The organism is Herbiconiux sp. FW305-C-125 (assembly GCF_058783455.1).
Map to the genome: position 1 here is coordinate 54814 of NZ_JBYSYO010000010.1, position 19233 is coordinate 74046.

A 19233-nucleotide genomic window follows, 5' to 3' on the forward strand; every position below is an offset into this window, starting at 1 on the left:
CTTTCGTTCGGTGGGGCGGATGTCGCGGGACGGTTGGTCAGAGCGCCTGGCGGGAGTGCCGGAAGGCGGGCTCGAGCTGGCGGAACAGGGCGCGGCAGGAGTGCTCGATCATGCCGAGCACCGAGTCGAACATGGCCGCGTCGGAGTAGTAGGGGTCGGGGACATCCGATCGCCCGGCGTACTCGGGGTCGAAGGAGAGCAGCAGGCGCACCTTCGCCCGGTCGTCGTCGGTGCGCGCCCAGGAGCGCAGCACCCGCTCGTGGCTGCGGTCGAGCGCCACCACGAGGTCGAGGGAGTCGAACCAGTCGGCGTCGAACTGGCGCGCCCGATGGGTGCTGCCGTCGAAGCCGTGGGCCTCGAGGGCCGCGACGGTGCGCGGATCGGCGTGCTCGCCCACGTGCCACTCCCCCGTGCCGGCCGAGCTGACCTGCACGCGATCACCGAGACCGGCGCGCTCGACCAGGTCGCGCAGCACGATCTCGGCCATCGGCGAGCGGCAGATGTTGCCCGTGCACACCATCGAGATGCGGAACGCCTCGTTCTGCGACTCGTCGGTGGCTTGGGGCATGGTCTCTATTCTCGCATCGGCGGGGCCGGCTGCGCCGGGCCGGGTGTGCCGGGCGGCGGCGGGTCGTCGAGGTCAGTCGCGACGGCCCGCGAGCGGCCGCAGGATGGCGCCGATGATGGCGCTCAGGATGGCGAGCACGAGCGCACCGAGCACCGCCCACCAGAAGCCGTCGACGGTGAGGCCGAAGCCGAACAGCTGCGAGATCCAGCCGGCGAGGAGGAGGAGCAGGGCGTTCACGATGAGCGAGATGAGCCCGAGCGTCAGGATGTACAGCGGGAAGGCGACGACGCGGATGATCGTGCCGATGATGCCGTTCACCAGACCGAAGATGAGTGCCACGAAGAGGTAGGTGAGCACTGTCGAGAGCACGCCGTCGTCGGTGCCGAACGCGTCGACCTTCACTCCGGCGACGATCAGGGTGGTGAGCCACAGGGCGATGGCGTTCGCGACGAGGGAGACGAGGAATCTGCGCATGCCCCCACTATCCCAGACGCCCGGCTTTCGCGGGAGGGGCGTGTGGGTGCAGAGTCGGAGCATGGTCACCATCCCCTGGGCACCCGACTACCCCGTCGCCACCGAGCGACTCGACCTGCGCCCGCACCGCATGGGCGACCTCGACGACCTGCAGCGGTACCACTCCGACCCCGAGGTTGTGCGGTACATCCCCTGGCCCGTACGCACGCTCGAGCAGACCCGGGCGGCACTCGAGTCGCGCACCCGGCAGGGCGTGGTGTTCGAGCCCGGCCAGTGGCTCGTGCTCGCGATCGTGCTCCGCGAGAGCGGCCGGGTGATCGGCGAGGTGCTCCTGAAGTACGACAGCGAGACGGATGCGCGGGGCGAGCTCGGCTACGCGATGGCCGCCGACGTGGCCGGGCACGGCTACGCGACCGAGGCCGCGCGGGCGATGCTCGGCCTCGCCTTCGACACGTTCGGCCTGCACCGCGTGATCGCCCGCCTCGATGCGCGCAACGAGGCATCTGCTCGGCTGCTCCGCCGGCTCGGGATGCGCCAGGAGGCCCACTTCGTGCAGGACGAGTTCTTCAAGGGCGAGTGGACCGACACCCTGGTCTTCGCCCTCCTCGCCGAGGAGTGGGCCGGGCCTGACGCGCGCTGAACATATTCCAGGGGCGCTTTGGAAGCGCGAACTAAGATGAACGGATGAGTTCCGCCCCCGGTTCAACGCCGCACTTCCCCGTGAAGATGCGCCCCGAGATCCTCGCGCTGCCTGCCTACAAGCAGGGCCTCGCCGCGCCCACCGGGTTCAAGCTGTCGTCCAACGAGAACCCGTTCGACCCGCTGCCCGGCGTGCTCGACGCGGTCGACGCGGCCACCCGCCAGCTGCACCGCTACCCCAACGCGGCCGCCCCCGAGATCACGGCCCGACTCGCCGCCGAATGGGGCGTCGAGCCCGACGAGGTGATCGTGGCGGCCGGGTCGGTCGCGCTGCTCGTGCAGTTCGCGCTCGCCGCCGCGGGGCACGGCGACGAGGTCGTCTACTCCTGGCGCTCGTTCGAGGTGTACCCGTGGATGACGGTGCTGCCGGGCGCCACGGCCGTTCCGGTGCCCAACACGCCCGACCATCGGCACGACCTCGTGGCCATGGCGGCGGCGGTCACCGACCGCACCCGCCTCGCCATCGTGAACTCGCCGAACAACCCCACCTCCACCGTGGTCACGAAGGCCGAGTTCGAGACCTTCATGTCGTCGGTGCCGAGCGACCTGCTCGTCATCCTCGACGAGGCCTACGCCGAGTTCATCACCGACGAGACCGCGGTCAACGGCCGTGAGCTGGTGGGCCGGTACCCGAACCTCGTCATCCTGCGCACCTTCTCGAAGGCCTACGGGCTCGCGGGCCTGCGCATCGGCTACGGCATCGGGCCCGCGGCCATCCTGGGCGCCGCGCGCACCACGATCATGCCGCTCAGCCTCACCGACCACGCCCAGGTCGCCGCCATCGCCTCGCTCGACCGCAGCGCCGAACTGCAGGAGCGGGTCGCCAACATCGCTGCCCGGCGCGAGGTCGTGTGGCGGGCTCTGCTCGAGCAGGGCTGGGACATCCCGCGCCCGCACGGCAACTTCGTCTGGTTCCCGACCGGTGAGCACACGACCGAGGCGGTCGAGGTGTTCCGCCAGAACGGCGTCATCGCGCGGGCGTACCTGCCCGACGGGGTGCGGCTGACGATCGGCGAGGAGGAGTCGGTCGAGGCCGTCCTCACCGCCGCCGAAAAGATTGCGAGACTCATCCGATGACCGAGACGACCGAGACGGCCGTACAGTTCCTCACCGCGGAGGGCGAGTTCGCGCCGAGTGCCGGGGCCGAGGAGTACGGCTCCTACCTCGACCGCCTGAGCGAGGCCGACCTGCAGCAGTTCTACCGTCACATGGTGGTGGTGCGCCGCTTCGACCTCGAGGGCACCAACCTGCAGCGTCAGGGGCAGATGGCCCTCTGGGTGCCGAGCCACGGCCAGGAGGGCGCCCAGGTGGGCTCCGCCTTCGCCGCGCGGGCGCAGGACCACATCTTCCCCTCCTACCGCGAGCACGCCGTCGGCATGGTGCGCGGCATCGACATGCTCGCGATCGTCGAGCTGCTGCGCGGCAACACGCACGGCGGATGGGACCCGACCGACCCCACGAACGGCAATTTCCACGGCTACTGCCTCGTGATCGGCTCGCACAGTCTGCACGCCACCGGCTACGCCATGGGCCTCCAGCGCGACGGCCTGGTCGGCACGGGCGACGACGAGACGGATGCCGCGGTGCTCTGTTACTTCGGCGACGGCGCCACCTCGCAGGGGGATGTGAGCGAGGCGTTCGTGTTCTCCGCCTCCAGCCAGACGCCGAACGTGTTCTTCCTGCAGAACAACCAGTGGGCCATCTCCGTGCCGGTGCGCGTGCAGTCGCGCACCCCGCTCTACCTCCGGTCGCGCGGCTTCGGCATCCCGAGCGTGCAGGTCGATGGCAACGACGCGCTCGCCAGCTTCGCGGTGACGGCGAAGCACCTCGACGACGCGCGCCGTGGCGGCGGCCCGCAGTTCATCGAGGCGCTCACCTACCGCATGGGCGCGCACACCTCCTCCGACGACCCCACGAAGTACCGGCTGTCGAGCGAGGACGAGTACTGGATCGCGCGCGACCCGATCGTGCGGTTCGAGAAGTACCTGCGCTCGCTCGGCCAGTCCGATGCGTTCTTCGCCGAGGTGAAGGCCGAGGCGGAGGACTTCGCCGCCGACATCCGGCACCGTACCCTCGCCCTGACGCCGCCGCCGGCGTCGACCATCTTCGATCACGTCTACAGCGAGCCGCACCCCGTGATGGCCGAGCAGAAGCTCTGGCTCGAACGCTACGAGGCCTCGTTCGAGGAGGAGCAGGCATGAGCACCGAGACCGCTGCGAGCATCCAGCCGCCCGCCACCCGGGTGGAGGAGCTGCCGATGGCCAGGGCCCTGAACGCCGGACTGCGTCAGGCGCTCGCCGACGACCCGAAGGTGCTCCTCATGGGCGAGGACATCGGCACCCTCGGCGGCGTCTTCCGCATCACGGAAGGCCTGCAGGCCGAGTTCGGCGCCGACCGGGTGATCGACACGCCGCTCGCGGAGTCGGGCATCGTCGGCACCGCCATCGGGTTGGCGCTCCGCGGCTACCGGCCGGTCTGCGAGATCCAGTTCGACGGTTTCATCTACCCCGGCTTCGACCAGATCACCTCGCAGCTGGCCAAGCTCACGAACCGCGGCGGCGGCGCCTATTCGCTGCCCGTCGTCATCCGGGTGCCCTACGGCGGTCACATCGGCGCGGTCGAGCACCACCAGGAGAGCCCCGAGGCGTACTTCGCCCACACGCCGGGTCTGCGGCTCGTGAGTCCGTCGACCCCGAACGACGCGTACTGGATGATCCAGGAGGCGATCGCCTCGAACGATCCGGTGATGTTCTTCGAGCCGAAGAGCCGCTACTGGCCGAAAGGACCGGTCGACTTCGCCGGCACTGCCGCGCCGCTGCACGCCAGCCGCGTGGTGCGCACCGGCACCGACGTCACCCTCCTCGCGCACGGCGCCATGGTGAGCGTGCTGATGCAGGCCGCCGAGATCGCCGCCGAGGAGGGGGTGAGCGCTGAGGTGATCGACCTGCGCTCGCTGAGCCCGGTCGACTACGCGCCCATCCTCGACTCGGTCGCGAAGACCGGCCGGCTGGTGGTGGCGCAGGAGGCCTCCGGATTCGTCAGCCTCGGCTCGGAGATCGCCGCCACGGTGGCCGAACGAGCCTTCTACTCGCTGCAGGCGCCCGTGCTCCGGGTGTCCGGCTTCGACACCCCGTTCCCGCCCGCGAAGCTCGAGACCCTCTTCCTGCCCGACGCCGACCGCGTCATGGAAGCGGTCGACCGGGCCATGGCCTACTGAGGAGCCCCTGATGACGACATCGCAGTTCCACCTGCCCGATGTGGGCGAGGGCCTCACCGAGGCCGAGATCGTGTCGTGGAAGGTCGCGCCCGGCGACTCCATCGAGATCAACCAGGTGATCGTGGAGATCGAGACGGCGAAGTCGCTGGTCGAGCTGCCGTCGCCGTTCGCGGGCGTGGTGGAGGGGCTGTTGGTGCCGGAGGGCACCACGGTCGACGTGGGCACCCCGCTCATCACGGTCGACGCGGTCGACGGGGAGGAGGCGCCGCTCGCGGTGGCGGCGACCGAGATCCTCGGCACGATCAGCCTGCCCGAGCCCGCCACCGAGCCGACGCGCGAGCCCGCGGCCGACGCCGAGCCGAAGCCCGGCGCGGTGCTCGTCGGCTACGGCATCAAGGGCCATGTGGCGAGCCGCCGCACGGCGCGCACGCGCGCGGCCGCCGCCATCCCGGCGATCGGCGAGGCCCCCGCGGCGAAGGCCCCGGCGCAGCGGCTCGCCCGGGTGCACCAGCCCATCCCGGGCGTGCCCGTCATCGCCAAGCCGCCCATCCGCAAGCTCGCGAAAGACCTCGGGGTCGACCTCAACGAGGTGACGCCCACGGGGCTCATCGGCGACGTCACCCGCGACGACGTGATCCGCCACGCCGACCAGGCGAAGGTGTTCCACAACATCGAGACGCCGCAGTGGGCGCCGGTGCGCGAGGAGCGCATCCCCGTGAAGGGCATGCGCAAGCAGATCGCGAAGGCGATGGTGACGAGCGCGTTCACCGCGCCGCACGTCTCGCTCTTCGTCGACGTGGATGCGAGCCGCACGATGGAGTACGTCAAGCGGCTGAAGGGCTCGGCCGACTTCGCCGGCGTCAAGATCTCGCCGCTGCTCATCATGGCCAAAGCGGTCATCTGGGCGGTGCAGCGCAACCCCATGGTCAACTCGGCGTTCACCGAAAAGGAGATCCTGGTTCGCAACTACGTGAACCTGGGCATCGCCGCGGCGACCCCGCGCGGGCTGATCGTGCCGAACATCAAGGATGCGCAGGACATGTCGATGCGCACCCTCGCCGAGTCGCTCGAGCAGCTCACGCTGACCGCGCGTGAGGGCCGCACCTCGCCCGCGGAGATGGCCGACGGCACCATCACCATCACGAACATCGGCGTGTTCGGCATGGACACCGGCACGCCGATCCTCAACCCCGGCGAGGTCGGCATCATCGCGCTCGGCACCATCAAGCAGAAGCCCTGGGTGGTCGACGGCGAGGTGCGGCCGCGCTTCGTCACCACCGTCGGGGCGAGCTTCGACCACCGCGTGGTCGACGGCGACGTGGCGAGCCGGTTCGTGGCCGACGTCGCCTCCATCCTCGAGGAGCCCGCCCTGCTCCTCGACTGAGCCGGGCCGGGCCAGCCGGGCCGGGCCTGCCCGGATCCGGTCAGGCGGCGGGCTGCTCGACCTGCGCCACCTGCGACCGCCACCAGGGGGTCTCGATGAAGCCGCGCTTGAGGAAGAGCAGCTCCATCGATGCCGACCAGCCTTCGACGCCGTCCAGCTGCGAGAGCGTCGACGTGATGAAGCTGTAGAGGTCGTTGGTGGAGGGCACGATCACCTCGCAGAACAGCGCGTTCTCGTCGAGGGTGGCGGCCAGGTAGCGGATCGCCGGATGCTTCGCCAGCTCGAGCGCCACCGCATCCATTCGCGAGGGCGTCACCTTCACCGTGAGCAGCGTCTCCGCCCCCATGCCGAGCGCGGGTGCCGGCACGAGGGTGAGGATGTCGATGCACTTCGCCGAGCGCAGCCGCTCGAACCGGCGTCGCACGCTCGACTCGTTCATGCCCACCCGGTCGGCGATGGCCTGGAAGGTCTCGCGCCCGTCGTCCCGCAACGCCTCGAGGATCTTCCAGTCGGCGCTGTCGAAGTGTGCCGGACTGCAGCTCTCCGGCTCGGCGAAGCGCGGGTTGGCCAGCTCCGCCTCGGGCAGGGCGAGGGTGTCGGCGAACAGCTGACGGCCCCAGTCGAACGAGACCTTGTAGGTGTGCATCACGAGGTCGCTGCGCCAGCGCTCGACGCCCTGGATCGACTGCAGCTCCTCGAGCAGCTGCGGGTAGTGCGTCGCCCCGCCCTTCACCACGAGTTCGGCGAGGATGTCGTACTGCCCGGTCACCACGGTGATGAACCGCACGTCGTCGTGCGCCACCAGCTGTTCGGCCACCATCAGCTGGGTGCCCGGAGCGCAGTTGATGCGGATGAAGAACGAGTCCACCTGTCCGGCTGCGCCGAGCGCCGGGTTCACCGCGACCTTGATGACCCCGGAGGCGAGTAGCGACTGCCCGCGCCGGGCCACCGTGGCGGTGGAGGAGCCCACCATCTCGGCGATCGCCCGCCAGCTGGCGCGCCCGTCGTGCTGCATGGCCACCACGATCCGGCGATCGAGATCGTCCAGGGTGTCGAGTGCCCGCACGGTCACTCGCTCGTCGCGGTCCCCGTGCCCGTGGGCGCCACGCGATGCAAGAAGTCCCGAACTGTCGCTGTCCATAGCTCGACCTCTTCGATCTGCGGAGAATGGCCTGATTTCTCGAACACCACGAGCTCCGAGTCGGGAATGAGGCTCGCGATGGTTTCGCTACACGATACCGGCGTGATCCAGTCCGTGCGCCCCACCGTGATGAGCGTCGGCGCGGTCACGCCGGGCAGCAACGGTTTGAGGTCGTAGTTCGGCAGGTTCTTCGAGAATGCGTAGTTGTGCGCCTCGTAGCGGTACGGGGTCGCCTGCACCTTGCGCTCGGTGGCCTCCGGGTCGTAGTGGAAGTCGTAGAGGGGCAGGATCTCGCGCCAGCAATCCTTGAGGTCCTCGTTGTCGGCGACCCGCCCCTGGTCGATGCGGTCGAACTTCGCCATGTCGATCGTGACGCGGTCCGACGCCAGCGCGTTCTCGCGCGCCAGGTGCGCGTTGCCGTTGTCCGGCGAGGTGTCGCGCAGCACCATGGCAGTGACCCGGGAAGGGTAACGGATGGCGTACTCCATCGCCATGAAGCCCCCGTAGCTGCCGCCGGCCATGACGACGGTCTCGGCCCCGATCCACTCGCGCAGCCCGTCGATGTCGGCCGCCCACTGCTCGTGGCTGAACTCGCCCGACCCCTCACTCTCGCCGGAGCCGCGCGCGTCGAACACCAGCACCCGGTACTCATCGGCCAGCCGACCGAAGCTCGCCCGCGGTTCGGCGCGGGACCCCAGGCCCGGCGCACCGTGATGGGTGATGATGACCGGCGCTCCCTCGGGGCCGAGCACCTCCACGGCGAGCTCGTTGCCGTTGATGGTGACGCGCTGGGCCGTCGTGGTGGCCGCCGCGAATTCCGGTGAAACCGTGTTCTCGGTCATGGATGTCTCTGCCTTTCGATGGTTCTGGTGGTGCTACAGCGCGATGGTGCAGTCGTCGAGCCCGCGGGGGAACGCCGTGAGGGGCTCGGACCCGGTCTCGGTCACCAGCATGCTGTCGCTGATGCGGTAGCCGGCGTGGCCGGGGATGTAGATTCCCGGCTCGTTCGACACGACCATGCCGGGCTCCAGCAGGGTGGCGTCGCCGGCCTCGAGCCACGGCGGCTCGTGCATCCCGAGCCCGATGCCGTGCCCCTGCCGGTGCCGGATGTACTGGCCGAGCCCGGCGTCCTCGATCACGGCGAGACAGGTCGCATTGGCCTCGCGGCACTCCGCTCCGGGCCTGATGGCGGCCCCGCCGATCTCCTGCGCCCGGCGCACGGTGTCGTGGTACCGCCGCTGCTCCGCCGTCGGCGTGCCGAGCACGAAGGTGCGCTCGCCCTCCACGAAGCGGCCGCCCACGGCGCAGCCGAGGGAGAGCATGAAGGTGTCGCCGTCCTGCAGCCGGTAGCCCGAGGGCAGTCCGTGCGGGAAGGCGGAGTTCGCCCCGGCGTACACCAGCCCGCCGGCCAGGGGCGACACCACGATCACGTCGTCATGCTCGGCGTACATCGTGCGCACCCCCGTGCCCGTGACGTGGGAGGCCAGCTCCGACTCGCTCGGCAGCGCACCGCCCGCGGCGATCGCCTCCTGCACGAGCGCCACCCCCGCCGACAGCATCACGTCGGTGATGCGCGCCGCCTCGCGGTGCAACGCGATCTCCTCGGGCGACTTGCGGTAGCGGGCGCGGGTGACGAGCGTGGTCGCGGCGAAGGTCGCGTCGGGCAGCTGGCTCATGGCCGCGGTCTGCCGCTCGTTGGTCATCTGCGTGGTGAAGCCCACGCGCATCCGGGAGCCGCTTCCGACGACGGCGGCCAGCGACGCGAACGGCGCCTCGACCCCCGGGAACTCGGCGTAGGAGACGATCTCGGCCCGCGCATCCTGCCGCAGTGCGTTCTCGCGTTCGAGCTCCGGCGTCATCAGCACGCACCGGCCGTCGGCGTCGAGCCAGACGGCGACGGGCCGCTCGGAGGGGTGGTGGAAGAAGCCGGTGAGGTACGCGACGTCCTCGGTCTGGTCGGTGAGGAGAGCGTCGAAACCCTCCGACGCCAGCTGCGCGCGCACGCGCTGCTGCACCCCCTCGAAGAACGCGGGCTCGAGGGGCTGCCGGAAACGGGGGGCGAGGTCGGTCACGGGCATGCTCCTAGCGGGCTCGGTTGCGCGGGTTGCGCGCGTCGTTGTAGGCGATCGACAGCAGGGTCGCCGAGAGGACGAGGAGGAGGATGGCGATCGAGGGGAAGAGCGTGAGCCACCACGCGCTCGACATGGCACCCGACTGCTGCGCCTCGTACAGGATGCGCCCCCACGACCAGGTGGTCGGGTCGCCGAGCCCGAGGAAGGCCAGCCCTGCCGCCGAGAGCACCGCGCGGGAGGCGGTGACCACGACCGAGACCACGATGACCGGGGTGACGGCGGGCACGACGTGCCGCGAGAGGATCCACAAGGGCGACGTCGTCATCAGCCGGGCCGCGTCGACGTAGGGCAGGTTCACCACGGTGAGCGCCTGGGAGCGCACCAGCCGGGTGACCTCGGGCCAGGAGAACGCGGCCACCACGCCGATGATGGTGCCGGTGCTCGGCCCGATCAGGGCGGCGATCAGGATCATCAGGGGCAGCACGGGGAGCGACAGCGTCAGGTCGACGATGATGCTGATGAAGCCGTCGAGCTTCTTGAAGTAGGCGCCGAGCACGGCGACGAGCGTGCCGAAGGCGATGGCGATGACGGATGCGGAGACCGCCACGAGCAGGCTCTGCTGCGTTCCCCAGATCACCTCGCCGAGCACGTCGCGCCCGAGCGAGTCGGTGCCGAAGACGTACTGGAGACTCGGCGGCTTGAGCACGTCGCTGCCGTAGCTGGCCGGATAGGGCGCGAGCAACGGCGCTGCGACCGCGACCACCACGAGCAGGGCCAGGATGACCAGCGAGATGATGCCGAGCGGCTCCTTGCGGAACACCCGCCAGGTGGCCAGGCCCGCCCGCCCGTTCTCGGTGGCGACCGGTTCGGCGGCGCTGGAGAGCCCGACGGTTGCGGCCGGGTCGAATTCGAGAGAGGTCATGATGTCTTCACCCGGGGGTCGAGGAATCCGTAGACGATGTCGGTGAGCATGTTGGCGAGCACCACGGTGATCGCCAGGAGCAGGAACGCCCCCTGCAGCACCGGGAAGTCGAGCTGGGTCACGGCCTCGTAGATGCCTCGGCCGATGCCTGGGTACGCGAAGACGGTCTCGGTGAGCACGGCACCGCCCACCAGGAAGCCGAGTTGGAGGCCGATGAGGGTCGTGGTGGGCAGCAGCGCGTTGCGGAGCGCGTGCTTCCAGAGGATGCGCCGGTAGGGCAGCCCGTTGGCCTTCGCGAGCGTCACGTAGTCCTCGCCCAGCGCGTCGATCAGGGTCGAGCGCATGGTGAGCACGTAGGAGCCCAGCTGGATCAGCATCAGCGAGACCGCGGGCAGCACCAGGTGGGAGGCGACGCTGCCGTACCAGGCCGCGCCGTAGGCATCCGTGTCGTAGGCCCCGCCGATCGGCAGCCAGCGGAGGGTGAGACCGAACACGAACAGCAGCAGCACGCCGATCGAGGGCACGAAGATCGACTGCCCGGTGACTCCGATGACCTGCACGATCTTGTCGAGCACGCCGCCGCGCTTGGAGGCGGCGAGCACGCCGAGCGGGATGCCGATGGCGGTGGTGAGCACGAGCGCCGTCACGGTGAGCAGCAGCGTCCAGGGCAGGCGCTGCAGCAGCACGTCCATCACCGGGACGGACTGCGTGAAGGAGACCCCGAAGTTGCCCTGCACGAGCTGCACGAGGTACAGGCCGTACTGCACGATCAGGGGCTTGTCGAGCCCGTACTGGGTGAGCAGGGCAGCCCGCGCGTCGTCCGTCATGTTCGGACTGGCGACCGCCAGTGCCGGGTCTCCGGGGAGCAGCCGCAGCAGGAGGAAGGTCACGGTCACGGCGAACCAGATCGTGAACACGGCCCTGCCGAGGCGCCGGAGGATGAATGACGAACGAGGCACGCGAGCTGCCCTCCTGCTAGTTCACCTTGTGGGCGCTGGCGAGTGACTCGGGGTTCACGATCGACAGCAGCTCACTCGGCTGGGTGATGAATCCGTCCCACTTGTCGCTGTGCGCGAAGTACAGATTCTGTGTGTACATGATGTTGTCGTAGACGTTGTCGTGCACGATCTTCGCCGCCTGGCGCATGATGTCGATCTTCTCGTCCTGGTCGCTCGTGACCGCGGCCTTGGCGATGAGATCGTTCAGCTGCGGGTCGTCGACGTAGGTGTAGTTGATCGCGCCGCCCGGCAGGTACGCGAGGGTGAAGTTCGTCACCGGGTCGTCCATGATGGCGAAGTTGCCGGCGTAGATGTCGAAGTCGCCCTTGTTGGTCTGCGCCAGGTACGTGTTGCGTTCGGTGCCCTGCAGCTCGATGGTGATGCCGGCCTGGGCGGCCGAGTCCTTCACGAGTTGCGCCCATTGGCTGGTCACGCTGTCCTGCAACGAGTAGATCAGCCGGAAGGAGACCGGGAAGTTGCCGTTGGAGTCGGCCGTGTAACCGGCTTTCTCCATCAGGTCCCGCGCCTTGTCGGTGTCGAACTCGTACTCGGTGAGCGAGTCGTCGTAGTAGTCGCTCAGCACGGGCATCAACGGGCTCGATCCGGTGGAGACGGCCTGACCCTGCAGCACGACCGTGCGGATCGCGTCGTAGTCGACGGCGTGGGCGAGAGCTTGGCGCACCTCGACCTTCGCCAGATCCGGGTTGTTCATGTTGTAGGTCATGTGCGCGTAGCCGAGGCCGGTGACCTCTTCGACCGTGATGCCGGGCGAGCTCTTCAGCTGCTCGACCTGTGCCGGGGGCAGCGCGTTCGCGATGGCGTCGACCTCGCCGCTCTGCAGCGCCAGGATCTCGGTGTTGACGTCGGGGAACACGCGGTAGACGACCTTGGCGGGGATGGGCGTGCCACCCTCGACCAGTGGGTAGTCCTCCACCCGGTCGAGCTCGTAGCTCTGACCGACCTGCACCTTCTGCAGCGTGAAGGGGCCGGCGCCCACCCAGCCGCCGTCCGATCCGTCGTTCGGGAACTCGGCCACCGAGGCCGCCTTCTCGAACACGTGCTTCGGCACGACGTTGCCCCAGAACCCGATCTCCTCGATGATCGACGAGTCGGGCTGGGTGAGCTTCACCTCGACGCGGGTGTCGGAGACCGCGGTGGCCGACTCGAAGTTCGCGAGCTGGCCGTAGAAGGTGCCGGACGGCGCATCCTTCTTCACCGCGTTCATGGTCCAGGCCACGTCTTCGGCGGTGACGGGCTCGCCGTCGCTCCAGGTCATGTCGTCGCGGATCTCGTAGTACCCCGTGGTGTCGTCGACGTAGCCCCATTCCTTGGCGAGCTCCGGCGTCTTCTTGCCGGTGTCGTCGATCGACATCAGGTGCGGGTACATCAGGTTGGTGATCCAGTAGTCGCTGCGGCTGTTGCCGATCAGCGGGTTGTAGTTCACCACATCCGTCGTCGTCGCGATGGTGAGCGTGTCGGTGCCTGCGGCCGCCGTGCTCGTGGACTCGGGGGGAGCCGAGGGCGCGCAGGCGCTCAGGGCGAGGGCGACGCTTGCTGCGAGCGTCGCGATGGCCAGACTTCGTGTGTGTTTCACACCCATACCTCCTTCAGGACCCGCATGGTGTTGCCTCCGACGACGGCGCGGATTTCGTCGTCCGAGTAGTTGTGCTTCACGAGCCAGCCGATGATGTTGTAGAACTCCTCGGCCGGGTTCTCGATGCCGTCGACGTATTCCACTTCCTCGTACTCGACGTGTCCGTGCGCCTGGCTGATCGAGAGGTTCGACGAGAAGGCGTGGTGCAACCCCACGTGGTCTCCGAACAGCGTGTCAGGTCCGAAGCTCACGTGCTCGAGACCCACCAGGTCGACGCAGTACTGGAAGTGGTCCATCACCGACTCGAGCGAGTGCGACGGATGCGCCGGCGAGAGCGTGGTGTGCGGGGCGGCTTCGATGCCGATCACGCCGCCGCGGCGGGCGCACTCGATGATCGTCTCGTCGGTCTTCATCCGGTTGGTCGGCCAGAGCCCGCGGGCGCCGGCGTGCGTGATGAACACGGGCATCGTGGACGCCTTGATCACGTCGAGGCAGGTCTGGTCGCCGGAGTGCGAGATGTCGATCGCGATGCCGAGCTTGTTCATCCGCTCCACGGCGCGCTCGCCGAAGTAGGTGAGCCCGCCGTCGCCGCGCTCCTTGAGGCCCGAGCCCAGCGTGTTCTGCTCGGAGTAGGCGATGCCCATCTGGCGCACGCCGAAGCCGTACAGCACGTCGAGCCGGTCGACCTCGTTCTCGATCATCGTCGCGGCCTCGAGGGCGAACACGTGGGCGACCTTGCCCTCGGCCTTCGCGCGCTCGATGTCCTTCACCGACTCGGCCTTGATCACGAAGTCCTGGTGGGCGAGGTCGGCCATCCGCACGCCCAGGTCGAACAGCACGTCCTGGTACTTCCAGCCGGCGTCGCTGGAGATGCAGCAGGTGCCGTCCATCCCGTTGTCGAAGACGGCGGTGATGCCCGAGCGCGAGAGGCCCTCGTAGCCCGTTGGTTCGCGGCCCTGGCGGATGTGCTCGCGCAGCTGCGTCATGTCCTCGGGGAACACCTGCACGTGGTCGTGCAGCGAGATGACCGTCTCCTCGGCCAGCAGGGTGCGGGTGCGCTCCTCCTGGGCGGCGCTCAGCCCCAGGCCCTGGTATGCCGGCACGCGGCCGATCTGCTTGGCGTAGGTGAACTCCTTGTAGTCCTTGCCTGCTTCCAGGTAGTCGTAGGCGGTGTAGCCCTGATAGGCCGGGGCGGGATCAAGCACGTGATCTCCTTTTCTTGGGAATGTTCGGCGTTGCTGTAGACAACATCCTTGATTTCCGGCAAGTTTGTCAACACGAATGAGTCAAATCGGCACCGATTTAGCATGTTTGAAACAATTCGGTAACGAAGACAGGAGATGATGGAGGGGTGGCAGACGAGATGAACCCGGCCGGCACCGACGCTCTGCGGGTGCGCGACCTCACCGTGACCTTCACCGGCGGCGGGCGCGAGGTGCACGCCGTGCGCAACGTCGACCTCGACGTCGCGCGGGGCGAGTTCGTGGCGCTGCTCGGGGAGTCCGGCTCCGGCAAGTCGGTGACCGCCCGTGCCGTCATGGGGCTCACCGACGAGTACACCCGGGTCTCGGCCGCCGAGCTCGTGGTGGCCGGCACCGATCTCCTGACCCTCTCCGAAGAGGAGCGCCGATTGATGCGCGGCGAGCGCATGAGCCTGGTGCTGCAGGATGCACTCTCCGCCCTCAACCCGGTGATGACCATCGGCAACCAGATCGGTGAGCTGTTCCGGGTGCATCGCGGGGCGACCCGCAAACAGGCGCGGGCGGCCGCGATCGAGCTGCTCGGCCTCGTCGGCATCCCCGCGCCCGCGAACCGGGTCGACGACTACCCGCACCAGTTCTCCGGCGGGATGCGCCAACGCATCCTGATCGCCATGGCCATCGCGCTCGAACCCGAGATGCTCATCGCCGACGAACCCACCACCGCGCTCGACGTCACGGTGCAGGCGCAGATCCTCGACCTGCTCGGGCGGTTGCGCGACCAGCTCGGCATGGGCATCCTGCTCATCACCCATGACCTCGGCGTGGTGATGGAGGTCGCCGACCGGCTCGCCGTGATGTACGCGGGCCGCATCGTGGAGCGGGGCGACGCCGACACCGTGCTCGACCTGCCCGCGCATCCGTACACCCAGGCCCTGCTGCGCTCGGTTCCGGATGCGGCGGCGCGCGGACACGATCTCCTCACAATCCCGGGCTCCCCGCCGAGCCCCGCCCAGACCCCGCCCGGCTGCTCGTTCAATCCGCGCTGCCAGATGGCCATCGAGATCTGCCGCACCGAGCGGCCGCCGCTCGTGCTCGTGGCGGCGGGTCGCGCATCCGCCTGCCACCGATCGGAGGAGCTGCTGCATGAACTCGTCAGCTGATGTCGCGGACGCGCCGGGGGCATCGGCCGCCGACGCCCCCGCTCCCCGCGTCGTGCTCGAGGCCACCGACCTCCGCCGCACCTTCACCGGCGGCTCGCGCCTCCGGCCCACCCACGTGTCCGCCGTCGACGGCGTGAGCCTCACCCTGCACGCCGGCGAGACCCTGGGCATCGTGGGCGAGTCGGGCTGCGGCAAATCGACGCTCGCCCGCATGCTCGTCGGCCTCGAGAAGCCCGACGGCGGAACGCTCCGCTACCACGGCACGGATGTGACGCGCGGCCGGGCCGCCGACCGCCGCCTGTTGCGCACGGGCGTGCAGATGATCTTCCAGGACCCGTACACCTCGCTCGATCCGAGGATGAACGTGGGCGACATCATCGCGGAGCCGATGGCCGCAACGCGGTCGGCGCCCGCCGCGGCACGGCGCGCACGGGTGGCGGAACTCCTCGGGCTCGTGGGGCTCGCGCCCGACATGATGTCGCGCTACCCGCACCAGTTCTCCGGCGGGCAGCGCCAGCGCATCGGCATCGCCCGGGCGCTCGCGCTCGACCCCGACGTGCTGGTCTGCGACGAAGCCGTCTCCGCGCTCGACGTCTCGGTGCAGGCGCAGGTGATCAACCTGCTCGCCGACTTGCAGAAGCGACTGGGTGTGGCGATCCTGTTCATCGCACACGACTTGTCCGTCGTGCGCCACATCGCCGACCGGGTGGGCGTGATGTACCTCGGGCGGATCGCGGAGGAGGGCGACACGGAGGTCGTGTACGACCGGCCCGCACATCCGTACACCCAGGCCCTGCTCTCGGCCACGCCGTCGCACAGCCGCGCGGATCGCGGCAAGCTCTCCTGCCGCCGCGTGCTGGGCGGCGAGCCGCCCTCGCCCGTGAACCCGCCCGCCGGCTGCCGGTTCAACCCGCGGTGCTGGCTCGCCACCGACGAGTGCCGCACCGAGCAGCCGCCCCTGCGCGCGCTCGCCCTCCGCGAGGTGGCCTGCCACCATGCCGAGCAGGCGCTCGCCGAGGCCGTGGTCTGAGGCTGTCGCTGATTTTGAAAATCATTATCAATTAGCTAACGTGGAGCCGTCCCCGACTTAGACAGGCATCACGTGAAACGACACGTCCTCCCCACCCTCCTCGCGGCTTCGGTCGTGCTCTCGCTCGGCCTCGCCGGCTGCTCGGCCGGATCCTCCGCCGACACCGCGGATGCGAGCGAGGGCGTCAGCATCGTCGCCTCCACCAACGTCTACGGCTCACTCGCGGAGGCGGTGGGCGGCGAGTTCGCCGACGTCACCGCCATCATCGACAGCCCCGACAAAGACCCGCACGAGTACCAGGCCGACGGCCAGAACCAGCTCTCGCTCTCGAAGGCGCAGATCGTCATCGAGAACGGCGGCGGCTACGACGACTTCGTCGGCACCATGCTCTCGGCGGCCAAGAACTCCGACGCGACCGTGCTGAACGTGGCCGATCTCTCCGGCTACGACCAGAACCCGGCCGACGGCGAGTTCAACGAACACCTCTGGTACGACTTCCCCACCATGACGAAGCTGGTCGACGCGCTCGTGGCCGAGCTCTCCGCGCTCGACGCCGGCGACGCATCCGTGTTCCAGGCCAACGGCGAGAGCGTCAAGGCGCAGCTGGCGACGCTCGAGGCCGCGGAGACCGACCTCGAGGCGAAGTACGCCGGCACCGGGGTGGCCGTCACCGAGCCGGTTCCGCTCTACCTGCTCGAGGCGGCGGGCCTCACGAACCGCACGCCGGATGCGTTCAGCGAGGCGATCGAAGAAGACACCGACGTGCCGCCGACCGTCCTGCAGGAGACCCTCGACCTCTTCGACACCCATGCGGTGAAGCTGCTGGTCTACAACGAGCAGACCGGGGGCCCGCAGACGGATGCGGTGATCGAGGCCGCGAAGAAGAACGGCATCCCCGTGGTGGGCGTCACCGAGACGCTGCCGGACGGGGTGGACTACTTCGGCTGGATGAAGGCGAACCTCGACGCCGTGTCCACCGCCCTGGCGCAGTAGTGCGACCGGCGGCGGGGCGCGTGCGGGCGAGCAGTAGGGTGTGACGGTGACCGATCCGGTGCTGACGCTTCGCGACGCGCGCTTGTCGTTCGGACCACGCACGCTGTGGTCGGGGCTCGACCTCGACGTCGCGCCCGGCGAGTTCATCGCCGTGCTCGGATCGAACGGCTCCGGCAAGTCGAGCCTGCTCAAGGTCATCCTCGGGCAGCAGAAGCTCTCGGGCGGCAGCGTCACCTTCCTCGGGGCACCCGGCCGGCGCGGCGATCGGCGCATCGGCTACGTGCCGCAGCAGAAGCTCGCCGACGACGGGGTGCCGTTGCGCGCCCGCGACCTGGTGGCGCTCGGCCTCTCCGGCCACCGCTGGGGCGTGCCGCTGCCCTCCGCCGCCCGCCGGCGGGAGGTCGACGCCCTGCTCGCCGCGGTCGGCGCCACCGACTACGCGAACGTCGGCGTCTCGACCCTCTCCGGCGGTGAGCAGCAGCGCGTGCGCATCGGGCAGGCGCTCGCGGGCGAGCCGCGGCTGCTGCTCTGCGACGAGCCGCTGCTCTCACTCGACCTCACCCACCAGCGGGCGGTGAGCGAGCTCATCGACCGGCAGCGGCGGGAGCGCGACTTCGGCGTGCTGTTCGTCACCCACGACATCAACCCCATCCTCGACATGGTCGACCGGGTGCTCTACCTCGCCGGCGGCGGGTTCCGCATCGGCACGCCTTCGGAGGTGCTGCGCTCCGAGGTGCTGAGCGAGCTGTACGGCTCGCACGTCGACGTCATCCGCACGCATGGCCGCGTGATCGTGGTGGGGGCGCCGGATGTCGCGGCCGAGCATCCGGAGCACGCCGAGCATCCGGTGCACCGACTGGAGGGTCTGCCGTGAGCGGCGACTTCTGGGGCGAGATCTTCAACTTCGCCAACTACGGCGAACTCGTGGTGCTGCTGCAGAACTCCATCATCGCCGGTGCGGTGCTCGGGGTGGTCGGCGGGCTGATCGGGGTGTTCGTCATGTCGCGCGACATGGCGTTCGCCGTGCACGGCATCAGCGAGCTCTCGTTCGCCGGCGCGGCCGCCGGCCTGCTCTTCGGCGTGGGTGTGGTGGAGGGGTCGATCGCGGGCTCGCTCGTCGCGGCACTGCTCATCGGGCTGCTCGGCACCCGGGCGCGCGACCGCAACTCCATCATCGCGGTGCTGATGCCGTTCGGGCTGGGCCTCGGCATCCTGTGCCTGTCGCTGTACCCGGGCCGCTCGGCCAACAAGTTCGGGCTGCTCACCGGGCAGATCGTGGCGGTCGACGACCCGCGGCTGAACTCGCTCATCGCGATCTCGATCGTGGTGGTGCTCGGGCTGCTGCTCGTCTGGCGGCCGCTCACCTTCGCCAGCGTGGACGCGGATGTCGCGGCGGCCCGCGGGGTGCCGGTGCGCGGGCTCTCGATCGTCTTCATGCTCCTGCTCGGGCTCGCGGTGGCGGTGTCGGTGCAGATCGTGGGGTCGCTGCTCGTGCTGTCGGTGCTCGTCACGCCGGCCGCCGCAGCGCTGCGCCTGTCGAAGTCGCCCGTGCTGGTGCCGCTGCTCAGCACCCTGTTCGCGGTGCTGTCGCTCGTCGGCGGAATCCTGCTGGCGCTCGGCGCATCCGTTCCGATCAGCCCCTACGTCACCACCATCTCGTTCGCGATCTACGTGGTGTGCCGTGTGATCGCGTGGCGGCGCGGCGCCGGCTCGGGGAGGACTCAGTCGACGGGACTACCCTTGACGGTGAGAGAGGCGGAGCGGTCGTGAAGCGGAACA

General features: G+C 69.3%; 19 protein-coding genes. 10 read left to right on the forward strand and 9 right to left on the reverse strand.

Annotated features, from left to right (window positions below):
* Positions 1-37 precede the first annotated feature (37 nt).
* Entirely contained in the window at positions 38-568 is a 531-nt protein-coding gene (locus AC3WLB_RS19545; RefSeq protein ID WP_022895871.1) for a low molecular weight protein-tyrosine-phosphatase, read from the reverse strand.
* A 72-nt stretch (positions 569-640) separates the two neighbouring features.
* Positions 641-1042, reverse strand: a complete 402-nt coding sequence (locus AC3WLB_RS19550) for a phage holin family protein (protein WP_022895872.1) — start codon at positions 1040-1042, stop codon at positions 641-643.
* 61 nt (positions 1043-1103) lie between these two features.
* Between AC3WLB_RS19550 and AC3WLB_RS19555 the strand changes: the two genes are divergently transcribed.
* From AC3WLB_RS19555 to AC3WLB_RS19575, 5 genes are read left to right on the forward strand one after another with little or no spacing between them, the layout of a single operon-like run.
* A complete protein-coding gene (locus AC3WLB_RS19555; RefSeq protein WP_492508855.1) occupies positions 1104-1682 on the forward strand; it encodes a GNAT family N-acetyltransferase in 579 nt (192 codons plus the stop codon).
* 44 nt (positions 1683-1726) lie between these two features.
* Positions 1727-2818 (forward strand): histidinol-phosphate transaminase, encoded by a 1092-nt coding sequence (locus tag AC3WLB_RS19560; protein ID WP_492508857.1) that lies wholly within the window; start codon positions 1727-1729, stop codon positions 2816-2818.
* The gene (locus AC3WLB_RS19565) at positions 2815-3942 is read left to right on the forward strand and encodes a thiamine pyrophosphate-dependent dehydrogenase E1 component subunit alpha (RefSeq protein ID WP_492508859.1); all 1128 of its coding nucleotides are present in this window, start codon (positions 2815-2817) and stop codon (positions 3940-3942) included. The genes AC3WLB_RS19560 and AC3WLB_RS19565 overlap by 4 nt, the downstream gene beginning before the upstream one ends.
* Positions 3939-4958: an alpha-ketoacid dehydrogenase subunit beta gene (locus AC3WLB_RS19570; protein WP_492508861.1), complete on the forward strand. Its 1020-nt coding sequence runs from the start codon at positions 3939-3941 to the stop codon at positions 4956-4958. Before AC3WLB_RS19565 ends, AC3WLB_RS19570 begins: the two co-directional genes overlap by 4 nt.
* 10 nt (positions 4959-4968) lie before the next feature.
* On the forward strand, positions 4969-6342 hold the full coding sequence (locus AC3WLB_RS19575) for a dihydrolipoamide acetyltransferase family protein (protein ID WP_492508863.1): 1374 nt from the start codon (positions 4969-4971) through the stop codon (positions 6340-6342).
* Between the two features lie 40 nt (positions 6343-6382).
* Here AC3WLB_RS19575 and AC3WLB_RS19580 read toward each other — a convergent pair whose 3' ends face one another.
* The 7 genes from AC3WLB_RS19580 to AC3WLB_RS19610 are packed head-to-tail and all read right to left on the reverse strand — an operon-like array spanning position 6383 to position 14274.
* Positions 6383-7408 (reverse strand): Lrp/AsnC family transcriptional regulator, encoded by a 1026-nt coding sequence (locus AC3WLB_RS19580; RefSeq protein ID WP_492508865.1) that lies wholly within the window; start codon positions 7406-7408, stop codon positions 6383-6385.
* A 2-nt stretch (positions 7409-7410) separates the two neighbouring features.
* Positions 7411-8325 carry an alpha/beta fold hydrolase gene (locus AC3WLB_RS19585; RefSeq protein WP_492508867.1) on the reverse strand — a complete coding sequence of 305 codons (915 nt, stop codon included), beginning with the start codon at positions 8323-8325 and terminating at the stop codon, positions 7411-7413.
* Positions 8326-8358: 33 nt separating this feature from the next.
* On the reverse strand, positions 8359-9555 hold the full coding sequence (locus AC3WLB_RS19590) for a M24 family metallopeptidase (protein ID WP_492508869.1): 1197 nt from the start codon (positions 9553-9555) through the stop codon (positions 8359-8361).
* Between the two features lie 10 nt (positions 9556-9565).
* Complete coding sequence (locus AC3WLB_RS19595) at positions 9566-10477, reverse strand: ABC transporter permease (RefSeq protein ID WP_492508871.1); 912 nt, start codon at positions 10475-10477, stop codon at positions 9566-9568.
* Positions 10474-11436, reverse strand: a complete 963-nt coding sequence (locus AC3WLB_RS19600; protein WP_492508873.1) for an ABC transporter permease — start codon at positions 11434-11436, stop codon at positions 10474-10476. Before AC3WLB_RS19600 ends, AC3WLB_RS19595 begins: the two co-directional genes overlap by 4 nt.
* Before the next feature lie 16 nt (positions 11437-11452).
* On the reverse strand, positions 11453-13069 hold the full coding sequence (locus AC3WLB_RS19605) for an ABC transporter substrate-binding protein (RefSeq protein WP_492508875.1): 1617 nt from the start codon (positions 13067-13069) through the stop codon (positions 11453-11455).
* A complete protein-coding gene (locus AC3WLB_RS19610) occupies positions 13066-14274 on the reverse strand; it encodes a membrane dipeptidase (RefSeq protein WP_022898417.1) in 1209 nt (402 codons plus the stop codon). The genes AC3WLB_RS19605 and AC3WLB_RS19610 overlap by 4 nt, the downstream gene beginning before the upstream one ends.
* Positions 14275-14432: 158 nt before the next feature.
* On the opposite strand from AC3WLB_RS19610, the gene AC3WLB_RS19615 reads away from it, so the two are divergent.
* The 5 genes from AC3WLB_RS19615 to AC3WLB_RS19635 all read left to right on the forward strand — a co-directional run bounded on the left by AC3WLB_RS19615 (position 14433) and on the right by AC3WLB_RS19635 (position 19224).
* On the forward strand, positions 14433-15431 hold the full coding sequence (locus AC3WLB_RS19615; protein WP_492509033.1) for an ABC transporter ATP-binding protein: 999 nt from the start codon (positions 14433-14435) through the stop codon (positions 15429-15431).
* Positions 15415-16461: an ABC transporter ATP-binding protein gene (locus tag AC3WLB_RS19620; protein ID WP_492508877.1), complete on the forward strand. Its 1047-nt coding sequence runs from the start codon at positions 15415-15417 to the stop codon at positions 16459-16461. Before AC3WLB_RS19615 ends, AC3WLB_RS19620 begins: the two co-directional genes overlap by 17 nt.
* A gap of 72 nt (positions 16462-16533) precedes the next feature.
* On the forward strand, positions 16534-17454 hold the full coding sequence (locus AC3WLB_RS19625; protein WP_492508879.1) for a metal ABC transporter solute-binding protein, Zn/Mn family: 921 nt from the start codon (positions 16534-16536) through the stop codon (positions 17452-17454).
* A 46-nt stretch (positions 17455-17500) separates the two neighbouring features.
* Complete coding sequence (locus AC3WLB_RS19630; protein ID WP_492508881.1) at positions 17501-18328, forward strand: metal ABC transporter ATP-binding protein; 828 nt, start codon at positions 17501-17503, stop codon at positions 18326-18328.
* Positions 18325-19224 (forward strand): metal ABC transporter permease, encoded by a 900-nt coding sequence (locus AC3WLB_RS19635; protein WP_022897493.1) that lies wholly within the window; start codon positions 18325-18327, stop codon positions 19222-19224. The genes AC3WLB_RS19630 and AC3WLB_RS19635 overlap by 4 nt, the downstream gene beginning before the upstream one ends.
* Positions 19225-19233: the final 9 nt, after the last annotated feature.